Source organism: Sphingobacterium sp. LRF_L2 (assembly GCF_965644235.1).
Taxonomy (GTDB): domain Bacteria; phylum Bacteroidota; class Bacteroidia; order Sphingobacteriales; family Sphingobacteriaceae; genus Sphingobacterium.
In genome coordinates, this window is sequence record NZ_CBFFRI010000007.1 from 55889 (window position 1) to 71729 (window position 15841).

The 15841-nt window shown below is 38.2% G+C and carries 16 protein-coding genes; 9 read left to right on the top strand and 7 right to left on the bottom strand.

The window, feature by feature from the left end:
* Window positions 1-312: 312 nt before the first annotated feature.
* From ACSZOX_RS14915 to ACSZOX_RS14925, 3 genes are all read right to left on the bottom strand, one after another.
* Window positions 313-903, bottom strand: a complete 591-nt coding sequence (locus tag ACSZOX_RS14915; protein ID WP_437920860.1) for an RNA polymerase sigma factor — start codon at window positions 901-903, stop codon at window positions 313-315.
* 242 nt (window positions 904-1145) lie between these two features.
* Window positions 1146-2417, bottom strand: a complete 1272-nt coding sequence (glyA, locus tag ACSZOX_RS14920) for a serine hydroxymethyltransferase (protein ID WP_437920861.1) — start codon at window positions 2415-2417, stop codon at window positions 1146-1148.
* A 98-nt stretch (window positions 2418-2515) separates the two neighbouring features.
* A complete protein-coding gene (locus ACSZOX_RS14925; RefSeq protein WP_437920862.1) occupies window positions 2516-3046 on the bottom strand; it encodes a hypothetical protein in 531 nt (176 codons plus the stop codon).
* A 117-nt stretch (window positions 3047-3163) separates the two neighbouring features.
* On the opposite strand from ACSZOX_RS14925, the gene ACSZOX_RS14930 reads away from it, so the two are divergent.
* The 7 genes from ACSZOX_RS14930 to ACSZOX_RS14960 all read left to right on the top strand — a co-directional run bounded on the left by ACSZOX_RS14930 (window position 3164) and on the right by ACSZOX_RS14960 (window position 10732).
* On the top strand, window positions 3164-3511 hold the full coding sequence (locus tag ACSZOX_RS14930) for a HesB/IscA family protein (protein WP_437920863.1): 348 nt from the start codon (window positions 3164-3166) through the stop codon (window positions 3509-3511).
* A gap of 187 nt (window positions 3512-3698) precedes the next feature.
* Complete coding sequence (gene ileS / locus ACSZOX_RS14935; protein ID WP_437920864.1) at window positions 3699-7115, top strand: isoleucine--tRNA ligase; 3417 nt, start codon at window positions 3699-3701, stop codon at window positions 7113-7115.
* Between the two features lie 2 nt (window positions 7116-7117).
* The gene (locus ACSZOX_RS14940) at window positions 7118-7504 is read left to right on the top strand and encodes a TraR/DksA family transcriptional regulator (protein WP_437920865.1); all 387 of its coding nucleotides are present in this window, start codon (window positions 7118-7120) and stop codon (window positions 7502-7504) included.
* A 65-nt stretch (window positions 7505-7569) separates the two neighbouring features.
* Complete coding sequence (locus tag ACSZOX_RS14945) at window positions 7570-8220, top strand: lipoprotein signal peptidase (protein ID WP_437921149.1); 651 nt, start codon at window positions 7570-7572, stop codon at window positions 8218-8220.
* A gap of 122 nt (window positions 8221-8342) precedes the next feature.
* Complete coding sequence (locus ACSZOX_RS14950; protein WP_437920866.1) at window positions 8343-9296, top strand: M20/M25/M40 family metallo-hydrolase; 954 nt, start codon at window positions 8343-8345, stop codon at window positions 9294-9296.
* Complete coding sequence (locus tag ACSZOX_RS14955; protein WP_437920867.1) at window positions 9284-10207, top strand: SDR family oxidoreductase; 924 nt, start codon at window positions 9284-9286, stop codon at window positions 10205-10207. Before ACSZOX_RS14950 ends, ACSZOX_RS14955 begins: the two co-directional genes overlap by 13 nt.
* Window positions 10208-10732: an acyl-CoA thioesterase gene (locus ACSZOX_RS14960; protein WP_437920868.1), complete on the top strand. Its 525-nt coding sequence runs from the start codon at window positions 10208-10210 to the stop codon at window positions 10730-10732.
* Window positions 10733-10772: 40 nt separating this feature from the next.
* On the opposite strand, the gene ACSZOX_RS14965 is transcribed toward ACSZOX_RS14960, so the two are convergent.
* Genes ACSZOX_RS14965 through ACSZOX_RS14980 form a run of 4 tightly spaced genes read right to left on the bottom strand, consistent with a single transcriptional unit; the run spans window position 10773 to window position 13187 of the window.
* Window positions 10773-11183, bottom strand: a complete 411-nt coding sequence (locus tag ACSZOX_RS14965; protein WP_437920869.1) for an EVE domain-containing protein — start codon at window positions 11181-11183, stop codon at window positions 10773-10775.
* 31 nt (window positions 11184-11214) lie between these two features.
* Window positions 11215-11565: a gliding motility protein GldC gene (gldC, locus tag ACSZOX_RS14970; RefSeq protein WP_437920870.1), complete on the bottom strand. Its 351-nt coding sequence runs from the start codon at window positions 11563-11565 to the stop codon at window positions 11215-11217.
* 60 nt (window positions 11566-11625) lie between these two features.
* Entirely contained in the window at window positions 11626-11868 is a 243-nt protein-coding gene (locus ACSZOX_RS14975; protein WP_437920871.1) for a hypothetical protein, read from the bottom strand.
* Window positions 11865-13187: a DEAD/DEAH box helicase gene (locus ACSZOX_RS14980; RefSeq protein WP_437920872.1), complete on the bottom strand. Its 1323-nt coding sequence runs from the start codon at window positions 13185-13187 to the stop codon at window positions 11865-11867. Before ACSZOX_RS14980 ends, ACSZOX_RS14975 begins: the two co-directional genes overlap by 4 nt.
* A gap of 141 nt (window positions 13188-13328) precedes the next feature.
* Between ACSZOX_RS14980 and ACSZOX_RS14985 the strand changes: the two genes are divergently transcribed.
* Window positions 13329-15467 (top strand): S46 family peptidase, encoded by a 2139-nt coding sequence (locus tag ACSZOX_RS14985; protein WP_437920873.1) that lies wholly within the window; start codon window positions 13329-13331, stop codon window positions 15465-15467.
* A 122-nt stretch (window positions 15468-15589) separates the two neighbouring features.
* Entirely contained in the window at window positions 15590-15769 is a 180-nt protein-coding gene (locus tag ACSZOX_RS14990; protein WP_437920874.1) for a histone H1, read from the top strand.
* Window positions 15770-15841 lie beyond the last annotated feature (72 nt).

The following is a 15841-nucleotide window of genomic DNA, read 5'->3' on the forward strand; positions in this document are numbered from 1 at the left end:
TTCTTTTCATTGATATGCAAATCATACGCAAATAATATTCCATTGCATCACATATTGGTGAATATACTAAAAAAATACCATTTTGACAGCAATAAGGTGAAGCACCACCAATCAAAACTGTCATTTCTTCTCCTATGCAGGAAACTCAATGACAAATGGTCGGGCAAGTACTACATCGAAACGGCAACGGAAACTAAAAATCATTGCACTCGAGCGTATGAAGTGTTTAAAGCAACGACAATTCACCCCAATCACACAATGATAGTTAATTTCTAGACCTTAGAAATTTGACAGGTACAGTAACGGCAAACGCTACCCGAGGTTCAACATCATGTTATGTTCTTCAATCATCTTTCGCAGATTATTAAGCGCATAGCGCATCCTGCCTAACGCAGTATTAATGCTAACGCCTGTAATATCAGCAATATCCTTAAAGCTCATATCACAAAAGTGTCGCATAATTAACACCTCTTTTTGATCATCAGGCAAACGCTGAATAATTTTTCGCAAGTCGAGGTCGCGTTGATTAGCCATGAGTTTTGACTCAACACTTTCATCGGCAAATTCCAATACACCAAAAATATCGTAACCTTCGCTACTCACAACCGTAGGACTCCGTTTTTCCTTTCTAAAATGATCAATGACCATATTCTGAGCAATACGAACCACCCAAGGCAAAAACTTACCTTCATCGTTGTATCGACCAGATTTCAACGTCTTAATTACTTTAATGAATGTTTCTTGGAAAATATCCTCAGCTAGATATTCATCTTTAACCTGAAGATAAATCGATGTATATATCTTGGATTTATATCGATTTAATAAAACCTCTATACCGGCCTCATCCCCCGCAACATAAGCTTGAATCAGTTCAAGATCACTTTTATCTTTTAACACTTTCATAATAAATCTCCCAGATTTAGTTTGAATTAATTTTAAGAGTAAAGTGTTTTATATAGGCGCTCCTTTTTTTAATTTATATTCCAAATCAACTGAAAAATAACGAAGTTTCAAATTAAGCAGTTGATTTTTAACATTTCTTTACATTTAATCACATTCCTGTTACAAAATAAACATACAACAAAAAAAGAGCCAAAAAAAAGAGCCTGGTATGACTACCAGGCTCTTTTAATTCTGTTTTTCAGTTATTTGTATAATGGAAATTGCGCCATTAATGATTTAACCTTCTCGTGAATGCTGTTCAACGCTACTTCATCAGCCCGTTTTGACAATGCCTCATCAATTAATTCACCAATTTGAACAATTTCATTCTCTTTGATTCCACGTGTTGTAATAGCTGCTGTACCAAAACGAACACCAGACGTAACAAACGGAGAACGTGTATCAAAAGGAACCATATTTTTGTTGGTTGTAATTCCAGCTTTACCCAATACAGCCTCAGCTTCTTTTCCAGAAATATCTTTATTACGAAGATCGACTAACATCAAATGATTGTCCGTTCCACCAGAAATAATGTTATAATCTCTATCGACAAAGAACTGCGCTAAAACAGCCGCATTCTTTTTAACTTGTTGCACATAGGCAAGATATTCATCTGACAATGCCTCACTATAAGCAATTGCTTTTGCAGCAATCGTATGCTCTAATGGACCGCCTTGCGTACCCGGGAACACCGCTAAATCCAACAATTGAGTCATTGTACGAATCTCTCCTTTAGGATTCGTAAGTCCCCATGGATTTTCGAAATCCTTGCCAACCATAACCATACCTCCACGTGGTCCGCGAAGGGTCTTATGTGTCGTTGTGGTAACAATATGACAATGAGGAAGAGGATCACTTAATAAGCCTCTCGCAATTAAACCAGCTGGATGCGAAATATCAGCAACAACAAGCGCACCGATTTCATCTGCAACTTTACGGATACGTGCATAATCCCAATCACGGGAATAAGCAGAAGCACCACATATGATTACTTTAGGTTTTTCTTGCAAAGCGATTTCTTCAAGCTTCTCATAATCGATTAAGCCTGTATCCTCCTTAACACCGTAAAATAATGGCTCATACAATTTACCTGAGAAATTCGCAGGAGAACCATGAGTCAAGTGACCTCCATGAGAAAGATCAAAACCAAGAATTTTATCACCTGGTTTTAGAATAGCTAGGAAAACAGCAGCATTTGCCTGTGCGCCAGAATGTGGCTGAACATTCACCCACTCTGCGCCGAACAATTTCTTTGCACGATCAATCGCGATGTCTTCAATCTGGTCTACGACTTCACAACCGCCATAATAACGCTTGCCCGGTAAGCCTTCAGCATATTTATTTGTTAATACAGACCCCGCAGCCTCCATGACCTGTTTGCTCACAAAGTTTTCGGACGCAATTAACTCAATACCTTCTTCCTGACGTTTTAGCTCATCTGCTATGAGGTTAAAAACCACCTGATCTCTTTCCATTATTTTATTCTTAAGGAGTAAATTTTATTAAACTTCTAAATTTGTCGCAAATATAGCATAAATCCAACGAAAAGACGTACTTACGACTTTATTCTTTTTTATCCTTTCATTTCTCGCTTCAGAAGCATTTGGACAGATTGATATGGGCTTACCTCTATACCTTTCACATGATTCAATACAATAGCTACATATTGAGCAGAGGTCCCATTTTCCGGAAGTGTTTTCAAGGTATTCTTGAAAAGTAGTAATGTATCGTTTTTCAAATCAGTAACCATCTTCCAAGCAACTTCAGAAACGTATAGCTGCTGCGCTAAATTATGTTGGTATTCATTTTCTAAATCGGCAATAAGCTTCGCCACAAAAGAAACCGGGGCAACCTCATCTTCATGATTTCGTCCGATAGCCTGCTGCGGATCCATACGATGAACGAGCAACAACAATCGTTCGTAAGCCGCGAATTCCAATTGTTGCAGCGCCTTATTTTGAGAACGCCCCTGAAAAGACCTTGCCTTATAAAGAGTAAGTTCAACCTTGGACCAAAACATCCTAAAAGCTACAGCAATCCCCAAAAAGACGCCAGACGCAACAACAAAAACCTGTGTAAACAACTCAATAAGTTCTTTATTCATTCGTTATCTTAAATAATGATTGTTTTATTATTGTCAAAAATAGACACACCTAAAAAGTGTGATCAAAAATATGTAAATTTGTTGATTCTTAAAGGTTTTAATTTAAGCGTAATACGTATGGAAAGTGCAACGATTTCAGCACCGGTATCATTAACCCAAGGTGCAATAAATGAATTAAAAAAATTGATAGATCAACAAGAAATTAGTCCAGATTTTGGTTTACGTGTGGGCGTCGAAGGCGGGGGCTGTTCGGGCATGAGCTATATTTTAGGCTTTGATCAAAAGAAAGACGGGGACAGCGAATATAGTATAGAGGGTATACGCATCTTTATGAATAAAGCTCATGGACTGTACCTCGCTGGGATGGAAATTGATTTTAAAAATGGGCTAGATGCACGAGGTTTTACCTTCAACAACCCCAACGCGACTAGCACATGCGGCTGCGGAAGCTCTTTCTCGGCATAAATAGTAAAAAAACAGGCTAACAAGATATCGTTTTTGTTAGCTTGTTTATCCTATCCCCTCCCTCCTTCTATTTAAATCTCCTTTTTTCAATTTCATCTATTCCTAGCTGCAAACAGCTATAGCCTATTTATTCTTAAATATAAAATCATTAAATTAGCGACCTTTAATAAAACACAGGAAAAGTCGGATGTATAAGGAATATAAGCAGTTAAATCTGCCTGCAATAGGGAAAGAAATATTGAAACGTTGGGAATCGAATAATATCTTTGAAAAAAGTATTTCGAATCGCCCAGCTAGTAAACCATACACCTTCTATGAAGGCCCTCCTTCTGCGAACGGAATGCCGGGGATTCACCACGTTATGGCTCGTTCCATAAAAGACATTTTTTGTCGATACAAGACGCTTAAAGGTTTTCAAGTAAAAAGAAAAGGTGGCTGGGACACACACGGTTTACCAATAGAGCTTGCTGTGGAGAAAACCTTAGGCATCACGAAAGAAGACATCGGCAAAAAGATATCCGTTGAAGCGTACAATGACGCCTGTCGCAAAGAAGTCATGAAATACACAGATGTTTGGAATGACTTAACTTTGAAAATGGGATATTGGGTAGACCTCAATAATCCTTATATCACTTATCAAAGTGAATATATAGAAACATTATGGTACCTTTTAAAAGAGTTGTACAACAAAGGACTACTCTATAAAGGTTACACAATCCAACCTTACTCTCCTGCTGCGGGAACAGGATTAAGTTCACATGAACTCAACCAACCCGGGACATATAAAGATGTAAAAGATACCACCATCATTGCGGAGTTTCGACTGGATAAAACACAAGTTCATCCATTATTGGGCGAACTAATAGATTCTGAAGAGGAAGATGTCGCATTTATTGCGTGGACGACAACTCCTTGGACTCTGCCTAGTAACACAGCACTTGTTGTTGGAAAAAACATTGATTATGTAAAAGTTAAAACATTCAATCAATACACTGGATCACCAGTTTCTGTTATCCTCGCTAAAAATCTTGTAACCAAGCATTTTAAAGCTGAAGGTGAAAATGCATCATTTCAAGATTTTCAAGTAGGTGCCAAAGTTATTCCTTGGGAAATCGCTACAGAAATTAAAGGTGAGCAACTTGTGGGCTTACGTTACCATCAGCTTCTTCCTTACATTACTTCTGAAGAATTATTGGACAAGGCTTTCCGTGTGATTCCGGGCGATTTCGTAACAACAGAAGATGGTACAGGTATCGTACATGCTGCCCCAACTTATGGTGCGGATGACTTTCGTGTGGCAAGGGAACACGGAGTTCCGGCAATACTTGTCCGCGATGAAAACGGAAAAGATGTACCAACAGTAGACCGTACAGGTCGTTTTGTGAAGGAAATCACTGATTTTGCCGGTCGTTTTGTGAAAGAAGAATATTACACAGCCGAAGAACGAAGTGATAAAGATTTTCGTCCTACGGATGTGCTTATTGCCATAAAACTAAAGGAAGAGAACAAAGCATTCGATGTAAAGAAATACGAACACACCTACCCACATTGTTGGCGGACGGACAAACCCGTACTTTACTATCCTTTAGATAGCTGGTTTATCAAGACTACAGCTGTTAAAGAGCAATTAGTCACATTAAACAAAACCATAAATTGGAAGCCTGAAGCTACAGGCTCCGGTCGATTTGGCAATTGGCTTGAAAATTTAGTGGACTGGAACCTTTCCCGCTCGAGATACTGGGGTACTCCCCTTCCTATTTGGCGATCAGCTGACGAAAACGAAGAGTTATGTGTAGGTTCATTACCTGAACTACAAGATCTTTTAGAGAAAGCAATCCGATCTACTGTGCTAACTGCTGAAGAAAAAGCGGTTAATCAAGCTTATTTAGATAAATTCGGGACAGAAGAGTTGGATCTTCACCGCCCCTATGTGGATCACATCGTATTGGTATCCGAGAACGGGCAGAAAATGTTTCGTGAACCGGATCTGATTGATGTGTGGTTTGATTCAGGAGCTATGCCTTATGCTCAATGGGGATTAGATCATGAGAAACTTGCTCAAGGTCTAGAAAACCCGTTTAAAGAGGGCTACGAACAAGCATTCCCTGCAGACTTCATCGCCGAAGGGGTGGATCAAACTCGCGGGTGGTTTTTCACGCTACATGCGATATCTACCATGATTCGCGGCTCCGTAGCGTTTAAAAACGTGGTTTCCAACGGTTTGGTTCTCGACAAAAATGGAAACAAAATGTCAAAAAGATTAGGCAACGGTGTCGATCCTTTTGCAACCATTGAGCAATATAGTGCAGATGCTACACGTTGGTACATGATCAGCAACGCAGCACCTTGGGATAATCTAAAATTTAATGAAGAAGGCTTGGATGAAGTGCGTCGCAAATTTTTCGGCACGCTTTATAATACCTACGCATTCTTCGCTTTGTATGCAAATATTGATAACTTCACCTATGCAGAAAGTGATATCCCACTAATAAACCGTCCAGAAATAGACAGATGGATCATCTCTTTGCTAAACAGCTTGACAAAAGAGGTTGATGAATATTATGCGGACTATGAACCAACAAAGGCTGCTCGTGCTATTCAAAATTTTGTAGATGAACATCTAAGCAACTGGTATGTAAGATTATGTAGACGTCGTTTTTGGAAAGGAGAATACAGTGAAGATAAAATCTCTGCCTACCAAACACTTTATACTTGTCTAGATACCATTTCGAAATTAATCGCACCGATATCTCCATTCTTCGCCGATCAACTGTACTTGGATTTAAATACGGGATCAAACAAAGAAAGTCACGAATCTGTGCATCTTGCTGATTTCCCAACATATCAAGAAAATTTAGTAGATAAAGAGTTGGAAGAGCGTATGGCTTTAGCACAGGACATCTCTTCGTTAACATTATCATTACGGAAGAAAACCGGTATTAACGTTCGCCAACCTTTGAACAAAATTCTCGTGCCTGTGTTAGACGGGGCTTTTCAAAGCAAAGTTGAAAAAGTGCAAGAATTGATCCTATCGGAAACGAATATCAAAGAAATTTCTTTTATAACAGATACGACAGGAATAATTAAAAAGAAAATAAAACCAAACTTTAAAGTTCTTGGCGCGAAAGTTGGTAAGGATATGAAAGTGGTAGCCACTGCGATCCAAAGTTTAAGTGATTCTCAAATAAATCAATTAGAATCAGCGGGAATTTTAGAATTAGCAGGAACATCACATAGTATCAAACCGGAAGATGTAGAGATTATTGCAGAGGATGTTGCTGGATGGCAAGTAGCAAACCTAGGAAAATTAACCGTAGCATTAGACATCAACATTACAGCGGAACTTAAGAAAGAGGGACTTTCTAGGGAATTGGTGAATAGAATCCAGAATTTACGTAAAGAAAAGGGATTCGAAGTAACAGATCGTATTCATGTTATCTTAACACAAAATACTGAAATACAAGAAGCTGTAAACGATAATTTGTCTTATATTTGCACTGAAATTCTAGCGAACTCTTTAGACTTTAAAGAAGCATCGGTTGAGTCCGGAGATACTATCGAGATCGATGGTATAGAATTAAAGGTAATTATTGATAAAATTTAATTATGGGAACGACGAACGAAAAAACACGCTACAGCGATGCTGAACTGCAAGAGTTCAAAGATATTATTCTTGAAAAAATTCGCATTGCGAAAGAAGAATTAACATCGTTAACATCTACACTCAGCAATAGCAATGCTAATGGAACGGATGACACAGCGGGAACGTACAAGACTCTAGAAGACGGTTCTGCCACACTAGAAAAAGAACAGATCAATCAATTAGCTGCCCGTCAGAAGAAATTTATTGATAATCTTGATGCCGCATTGGTACGTATTGAAAACAAAACGTATGGCATTTGTCGCGAAACAGGCAAACTTATTCAGAAAGAGCGTTTGAAGGCAGTGCCACATACAACGCTCAGCATCGAAGCAAAAAACAAACAATATTAATTTAAAGATTTAAAAAGATGAGATCGCCTCAAAAATTCTTTGGGGCTGTTTCATCTTTCTTGTATATGAAAGGCTACACAAGACCTCTACTGCTTATCTCCATTATTTTATTAGTAGACCAATTGTCTAAATTTTGGGTAAAGCTTAACATGACGATTGGTCAGGACTTCAATGTCTTAGGCAATAAATTCCTTATTCATTTCATCGAAAATAATGGAATGGCCTACGGAATGGAGTTTGGCGGCGAATTTGGCAAATTATTTCTGACACTCTTTCGTATTATTGCCGTTGCGGGAATTGGCTACGGCCTTTACTATATGGTGAAGAACAAATATCATCGAGGTTTTATTTTAAATGTAGCGCTTATTTTTGCTGGCGCGCTAGGAAATATCATTGACTCGACGTTCTATGGACTCCTATTCAGTGAAAGTACATTCTACGAAAAAGCGGTATTATTCCCAAGTACGGGAGGCTATGCTTCTCTATTTCATGGAAAGGTCGTAGATATGCTATACTTTCCTTTACTTGAAGGAAATTTCCCAGATTGGTTTCCAATATGGGGTGGAGAGCATTTCTTATTTTTCCGACCTGTTTTTAATATTGCAGACTCCGCAATTTCTGTAGGCGTTTTTCTTATTTTAATCTTTCAACGACGTTACTTTAAGGAGGAACATAAAGAGAAAGAAAGCGCAAATAGTGAAATTTTAGAAGATTAATGAAGCCCCAAATGGGGCTTTTAATTTTTTGTAAGGTTCGCTTTGTGGCAACAATAGTCGGTACGCACGACATCTCTTCCTGTGAGATTGCATATAAAACTAAATTTAACTAAGTTTGACCAATGAAGTACTTATCAATATCTTATAAAATAGCTTGCACACTTCTGGTTCTATGCGCTACCGTTCCGTTATCATTTGCTCAAATCAAGCAGCAAAACCTGAAAAAACACATTTATTTTCTAGCCTCGGATCAAATGAAAGGACGAGGAACAGGTTCTGCCGAAGTAAAAAAGGCCGCAAATTATATAGAAAAAGAGTTTAAAAAATATGGTTTGTCTCCACTAGGAGAAGTAGGTTACAGACAGTCCTTTGAAGCCCGTGTCCGGAAAGTCGTAGTGAAAGACAGTATCCGAACCGCAGAAAATATTATTGGATTTCTAGACAACAAGGCTCCTTACACGATTGTTGTAGGTGCCCACTATGATCACTTAGGAGAAGGACATCAAGGTAGTTCAAGAGATTCCCTAGGTGTGGGAAAAATTCATAATGGGGCTGATGATAATGCTTCGGGTGTCTCCGGTCTATTAGAGTTAGCAAGACACTATAGTAGTAATAAGGAAATAGAGAAATATAACCTGCTTTTCATCGCATTCGGAGCGGAAGAACTTGGGTTGATTGGATCAAAATACTTTACAGAACACCCCACAATCCCTCTAGAAAACATACAGTGGATGTTAAATATGGATATGATTGGTCGGTACAATCCAGAAAATGGCCTTGCCATTATAGGCTATGGAACAAGTTCCAAATTTCCAGAAATTTTTGAAGGAATACAGAGTGAAATTAAATTCTATACCAGTAGAGACGGCAGTGGAGGATCCGATCAAACTTCTTTCTATAAAAAGAATATCCCTGTTTTATTCTTCCATACCGGAGGACACCCAGATTATCATAAACCTTCAGATGACGCGGATAAAATAGATTATCCATCGTTACGAGCTATTTTAGAACTTGAACGTCAAATTATTGATCATTCAATGAAACAACCTAAAATGGATTTTCAATGGACCAACTAAAACCCAAGTTATTAATCACTGGGGCCAATGGATTCTTGGGCCAGAAGTTAGTTGAAAAGATTGTTCCTACAGATCAATATATAGTCTATGCAACATCTAATCGTGACAATCGAAATCACCTCAAAGAAGGTTACATTTACATCTCGAGTAATTTTGAACAACCGGACTCTTTAAAACAACTTTTAGAAGAAGTTAAACCAGATTTTATTATTCATACCGCAGCTATCAGCAGTGTCGAAGCATGCGAAAATAATCCCGCAGCTTGTAAAAAAATCAACATAGACAGTGTTCTTGAACTTGGGGAATACTGCAAGAAATACGACAAATATCTATTATTTCTTTCTACTGATTTTGTATTTGATGGAGAGAATGGTCCTTATACAGAATCAGACAGGACAAAGTCTCTAAATGCATATGGCTCAACTAAAATAGCGGCAGAAGAAACATTAAAAAAAACGAACTGCCGCGCCAGCATTTTACGAACCATCTTGGTGTATGGTGTAAATGGAGATAGAGAGCGTTCTAACTTAGTCCTATGGGCAAAAAAACAATTGGAAATAGGTACTACTATCCGGGTGGTGCAGGATCAGTGGCGTATGCCTACATTTGTTGACGATCTCGTTAAAGCCTGTCAAACTGCATTGGAAAAAGAAGCTGAAGGTATTTATCATATCTCGGGAAGTGAAATGATGTCTATTTTGGAAATCGCTCAGGGAGTCGCTAGTTTCTGGAATCTTGACACATCGCTTATCACCCCAATTTCTGCGGCGGAAATTAATCAAGCAACCAATAGGCCTCGCAAAACTGGCTTTATTTTGGATAAAGCGGCGCATGAACTTGGCTATCGGCCGACCTCATTTCTTGACTCTTTGCAAGAAATTGACAAACAACTAAAATTTTATAAAAGATAAATGGAATCTAAGAAAGCAAAAGAATCGTATACAGAGATGAATGAACTCGTTCTTCCCAACGATACAAATACCTTTGGCAACTTGATGGGAGGACGCTTGTTGTATTGGATGGATATTTGCGCAGCTATGGCTGCTCAAAAACATTCAAACAGCCCCGTCGTTACTGTTTCAGTAGATAATGTTTCCTTTAAAAGATCGATAAAACTTGGGGAAGTGGTCACCATAGAAGCGCAGGTTACTCGCGCCTTTTCGACTTCTATGGAAGTGCGAATGGAGATATTTGCCCAAAATCTACCAGAGGGGACTAAAGAAAAATCAAACGAGGCTTATTACACTTTCGTAGCGATTAACAAAGACAACAAACCTAGAGTTGTTCCAGCTTTGGTTCCGGAATCAGACATCGAAAAAGAGCTGTTCGAAAAAGCCCAGCAAAGAAGAGAATTACGTCTAATATTAGGCGGAAAACTCTCTCCAGAAAACGCTATCGAGCTCAAAAACATCGTGAATGCAACAATGAAAGGCTAAACAAGCGACAGTAGCTTAATGTTACTGTCGCTCCTGTTCTTTATATTGCGGCACCTAAGGCAACAATACGATCGAATTCTTCTACCTTAAGAGGCATCACAGAAAGTCTACCTTGCTTAACGAGTGCAATATTCTGCAAATATTCATCTGCCTTTATTGTTTCTAATGTAACGGGATGATGAAAAGTTTCCACTGGAGCCAAATCAACTACAACCCAACGTTCGTCATCTGTCGTTGGATCTTGATACGATTCGTTAACCACTTTGGCAATACCAACAACCTCTTTCCCTTCATTACTGTGGTAAAATAGAACAAGATCACCTTTTTGCATTGACTTTAGGTTATTGCGGGCTTGATAGTTTCGCACCCCATCCCAAAAGGTTTGCCCATCCTTATTGAATTGATCCCAACTGTATTTAAAAGGTTCTGATTTTACAAGGAAATAGTTCATGTCTACGAGTAAAGATTAAAATTCTAATACGTTATCCTTCCTGTTCCAAAACTTCCATTTTTTCGGCAAAATGTGCACAATAATCACGCAAATCACCAATTACTTTGTCCGCCATAGGATCTCCCCCAGATGCTCTTAAAAAAGAATCACCTAAAGTTTGTAAAGTTTCATAAAAGAAGCGCTTCATTTCATCATAAGGCATCTCTTTTGTCCAAAGGTCTATACGTAACGAGTTTTTATATTGTGCATCCCATAATGCTAAAAACATTGCCTTAGCAGGCATTTCGTCCGATGTCTCTCCATCCGTAGAAGACCAATCAATCGTGTCTGGAACATTATTTTCGTCTAATGTGACATTTAATTTTATTTCTGCTTTTTTCATCTTCTATTTTTTGACTGCCGGCAATACCGACAATAATTTCAATTTTAATCTATCAGGCAATCAACGCCAAATATTTTTAAGTACAATCATCAATATACCTGCGATCAAGATAAACGCAATTTCATTCAACCACAATTTCTTCAGATTGCGAACCAAACTTCTAAACAACAAATCAACCGCGGAAACAACAACCAAGAAAAGTAGAACTTTCCACCAAGAAAAAATTAACTGATCATTTCCCCATTCGGAAATAGTCCATGTCAAAAAACAAGCTATAACGATATTCAAGGGGGTCAACTTCATCTGGATCGTCCTTTTGTTGGCTTTTTAGTAGATTTAGCTTTGCTTGCTGACTTAGATCTTCCATTATTCTTGAGTGCATATTTCTTTTCGTGGAATGCACCTTTAAAATCTGGATCTTCTTTCTTTTTTTGGTTATCGATTTCTCGTGCTATGGCTTGCCTTTCCTCAAAACCAGTCTTCTCCACGAATACTTCTAACGGAACGTCTTCAACAGGTATTTGCTGTCTAATTAATTTCTCTATCTTCTCGACGTAATATTTTTCTGCGGGATTGCAAAATGTTATAGCATCCCCCTGATTATATGCTCTTCCCGTTCGACCTATTCGATGTACATAATCCTCTATAACAATAGGAACGTCGAAATTAAAAACATGACTTACATTGGAAACATCCAACCCCCTTGCGGCCACATCTGTTGCTACGAGAATACGGATACTTCCCTCTTTAAATGCGTTAATAGAATTAATCCGTGTATTCTGTCCTTTATTCGCATGGATGACACGTACATGATCTTGTCCATATTTTCTTTCCAGGTAATGGAATACGTTATCAGCAACTGTCTTTGTTTTGCAGAAGACAATAATACGATGAAAAGCTTCATCGTCTTGCAATAAATGTTGGAGCAAATTTAACTTCGTCTTTAAGTTTGGGACTTCGTATAATCTTTGACTCACAGTCTTTGCCGGTGTTGCCTGTTCTGTAACCTCAATCACCGTTGGAAAGGCTAAGAAATCACCGGATATCTTACGCACCAGCTCGCTCATTGTTGCTGAAAACAGCAGATTCTGTCTTTTTCGGGGAACAATTTCCAAGATCCTATGAATCTTACTTATAAACCCCATATCCATCATCTTGTCTGCTTCATCCATCACAAGAAATTTTAGGCCCTTTGTAAGGATTTCTCCTTCAAGGTATAGATCTAAAAAACGCCCCGGTGTCGCCACAATGATATCACATCCTGCTGCCAATTGTTCTTTTTGAACTTTTGGTCCCAAACCTCCATACAACACGACTGTCCGTAGATCCAAGTAAGTAGAAAAGCTTCTTATATTTTCTTCTATTTGCATTGCCAATTCTCGCGTAGGAGATAATATCAATGCGCGAGGATCACTTCCTTGAGCATACTTTAGCTTCATCAATATAGGAAGTACAAAAGCGGCAGTCTTACCTGTACCCGTTTGTGCTATCCCCATCACATCTTGCCCCGACAAAATAGGAGTTATTGCTTTCTGCTGAATCTCCGTTGGAATTGTATATCCTGCTTCCTCTATCGCATTAAGCAGTTGCTTGTTGAGTTTGAAATCTTCAAATGACGCCATTCGGCAAAGATAAGCAAATCCGCAGACTTCGTTTGATCAATCAGAATATATGACATTCATCCTGCATGTGGAATAAATTTCCGTTTAATTTTGAATTGAAAAGGAATTAAATCAACTTTGTGCTTTATAAATTGGTTAAACATGAAAAAAATTTGGATTTTCATACTACTTACCGCAGTAAGTATGGCCACATTTGCCGACGAGGGAATGTGGTTTCTCATGCATTTAAAACGCCTGAATGAAGCGGACATGCAGAAAAAAGGCTTAAAGCTCAGCGCTGAAGAGATTTACAGCATCAATAACTCCTCTCTTAAGGATGCAATTGTACAGTTCAACGGCGGATGTACTGCCGAAATCGTATCTGGACAAGGTCTTGTTTTTACAAACCATCACTGTGGATACGGAGCTATCGCAGAATTATCGACTCCTGAACATGACTATCTGACTAATGGTTTTTGGGCAAAATCGTACGCTGAAGAACTTAAACCAAAGTCAATGTCTGTACGTTTCTTCGTAAGAATGGATGATGTATCGAAACGTATTTTGAGCTTGGTGAATGATAAAATGAACGAAAAAGATCGCGAAAAAATCATTAATCAAGAAATAGCAAAGATTGAACAGGAAAATAGCGAAGGAGGAAAATATGTGGTATCTGTAAAATCTTTCTACAATGGTAACGAATATTACTACTTCGTTTATCAAGATTATACTGACGTGCGTCTTGTAGGTACTCCCCCTAATAGCATAGGCAAATTTGGCGGCGATACGGATAATTGGGAATGGCCAAGACATACAGGGGACTTTTCTATTTTCCGCGTCTATGGCGATAAAGATGGAAACCCAGCTCCGTATTCGGAAGAAAATGTTCCTTTAAAACCTAAATATTTCCTTCCAATTAGTCTTAAAGGTGTTAACGAGGGTGATTTCTCCATGATTTTAGGCTATCCGGGACGTACAAATCGTTGGATGCCAGCAGCGGGAATAGATCAAAATGTGAATTTCGCTTATCCTGCTTGGGTCGAGGCCTCCAAAACTGGTATGGATGCAATGAAGAGACATATGGATAAGGATCAAGCTGTTAAATTAAATTATGCATCAACTTATTCTGGAGTTGCTAATTACTGGAAAAATCGCCAAGGGATGATTGATGCCTTGACAAAACATAACACGGCTGCAACAAAACGTATTCAAGAAGCTAAGTTTCAAAAATGGGCTAATAAAAAGGCAAACAAAAGTCAGTATGCTGATGTTTTGTCGACCATCAATAGCTATTATGCAACAACAAATGAAAAAGCGAAACATGACAATTACCTCATAGGAATGCTTCGTTCGTCTACCTTCGCAGCTCTTCCGTATAGCTTAGGTAGCGCTTTAAAACAATATGCTGCAGCAAACGAAGCCAAACGCGCACAAATGCTACCTAATTTCGAAGCAAGTGTCGCTGAAACATTCGAAAAAATATACATCCCTTTAGAAATTGATGTATTATCAGATGAGCTCAACCTCTACGCAAAGAAAGCTGGCCAAATAGCTCCTTATATACAAGAATTAGCATCCAAAAATGGTGGTAATTTCCAAAAAGATATCCAATCAGCTTTTCAAAACAGCGTTTTTGGATCTGTAGACAAGTTGGATAGTTTTCTAAAGAGTCCCTCGGATGAAGCTATCGATACCGATCCATTATACCTTATTTCCAAAGCTTTAATGGATAAATACAGAGAAAAATCTCCCGAAATAGACAACCTTAATGACAATTTTCAAGCAGCATATAGAAAATATATTGCTGGAATTCTAGCGTCGAATCCGAAAGGTAAATATTACCCTGATGCTAATTCCACTTTACGCTTAACCTATGGTACTGTAAGAGCATTGCCTAACGATCCTAGAAATGACGCAGAAATCAACAACTATACGACATTGAAAGGAACGATCGCGAAATACAAACCAAATGATGAAGAATTTGATCTTCCGAAACGCCTAATGGACTTGTATGAAGCGAAGGACTATGGTCGTTATGCAGATAAAAAAGGATATATGCCGGTCAATTTCCTAAGTGATCAAGACATTACAGGAGGAAATTCAGGGTCTCCTGTATTAAATGCAAAAGGTGAACTTATTGGATTGGCATTCGACGGGAATATTGAAGCTATGGCTGGTGACGTGATTTTTGATCCAACACTTCAACGGACCATTTCAGTAGATATTCGCTACGTGCTTTTTATCATCGATAAATTTGCTGGCGCCCAAAATATCATAAATGAACTAAAAATTGCGGAATAAGAGCTAAAACACAAATTTATTTTTGAATTTAAATACAAAAATTGGACATTGGTTCGTTGTTTTTGTATATTTATGATATCTTAGAACAGGAATTAATAGAAACTAAAATTATATAATTAAAAATGGAAAATTACAACAAATTAAAAAGCTTAGTAGCATCTATCGAAGCTGATGCAGATAAGTTCTTCAACAACGGAAACTCAGCAGCTGGTACTCGTGTACGTAAAGGTTTGCAAGAAATCAAAACTTTAGCACAAGAAATTCGTAACGAAGTAACATCTAAGAAAAACGAAGAGAAATAATTTTTTTTTCTTGTCAAATAAAAAATGGTCACTGTAATCAAGTGACCATTTTTTATTTATACAGAACTGATG

What these genes read in the sequence shown, in the direction of transcription:
- ACSZOX_RS14915 (WP_437920860.1), bottom strand. Translation starts at nt 903, where the DNA reads ATGAAAGTGTTAAAAGATAAAAGTGATCTTGAACTGATTCAAGCTTAT.
- glyA (WP_437920861.1), bottom strand. Translation starts at nt 2,417, where the DNA reads ATGGAAAGAGATCAGGTGGTTTTTAACCTCATAGCAGATGAGCTAAAA.
- ACSZOX_RS14925 (WP_437920862.1), bottom strand. Translation starts at nt 3,046, where the DNA reads ATGAATAAAGAACTTATTGAGTTGTTTACACAGGTTTTTGTTGTTGCG.
- ACSZOX_RS14930 (WP_437920863.1), top strand. Translation starts at nt 3,164, where the DNA reads ATGGAAAGTGCAACGATTTCAGCACCGGTATCATTAACCCAAGGTGCA.
- ileS (WP_437920864.1), top strand. Translation starts at nt 3,699, where the DNA reads ATGTATAAGGAATATAAGCAGTTAAATCTGCCTGCAATAGGGAAAGAA.
- ACSZOX_RS14940 (WP_437920865.1), top strand. Translation starts at nt 7,118, where the DNA reads ATGGGAACGACGAACGAAAAAACACGCTACAGCGATGCTGAACTGCAA.
- ACSZOX_RS14945 (WP_437921149.1), top strand. Translation starts at nt 7,570, where the DNA reads ATGAAAGGCTACACAAGACCTCTACTGCTTATCTCCATTATTTTATTA.
- ACSZOX_RS14950 (WP_437920866.1), top strand. Translation starts at nt 8,343, where the DNA reads ATGAAGTACTTATCAATATCTTATAAAATAGCTTGCACACTTCTGGTT.
- ACSZOX_RS14955 (WP_437920867.1), top strand. Translation starts at nt 9,284, where the DNA reads ATGGACCAACTAAAACCCAAGTTATTAATCACTGGGGCCAATGGATTC.
- ACSZOX_RS14960 (WP_437920868.1), top strand. Translation starts at nt 10,208, where the DNA reads ATGGAATCTAAGAAAGCAAAAGAATCGTATACAGAGATGAATGAACTC.
- ACSZOX_RS14965 (WP_437920869.1), bottom strand. Translation starts at nt 11,183, where the DNA reads ATGAACTATTTCCTTGTAAAATCAGAACCTTTTAAATACAGTTGGGAT.
- gldC (WP_437920870.1), bottom strand. Translation starts at nt 11,565, where the DNA reads ATGAAAAAAGCAGAAATAAAATTAAATGTCACATTAGACGAAAATAAT.
- ACSZOX_RS14975 (WP_437920871.1), bottom strand. Translation starts at nt 11,868, where the DNA reads ATGAAGTTGACCCCCTTGAATATCGTTATAGCTTGTTTTTTGACATGG.
- ACSZOX_RS14980 (WP_437920872.1), bottom strand. Translation starts at nt 13,187, where the DNA reads ATGGCGTCATTTGAAGATTTCAAACTCAACAAGCAACTGCTTAATGCG.
- ACSZOX_RS14985 (WP_437920873.1), top strand. Translation starts at nt 13,329, where the DNA reads ATGAAAAAAATTTGGATTTTCATACTACTTACCGCAGTAAGTATGGCC.
- ACSZOX_RS14990 (WP_437920874.1), top strand. Translation starts at nt 15,590, where the DNA reads ATGGAAAATTACAACAAATTAAAAAGCTTAGTAGCATCTATCGAAGCT.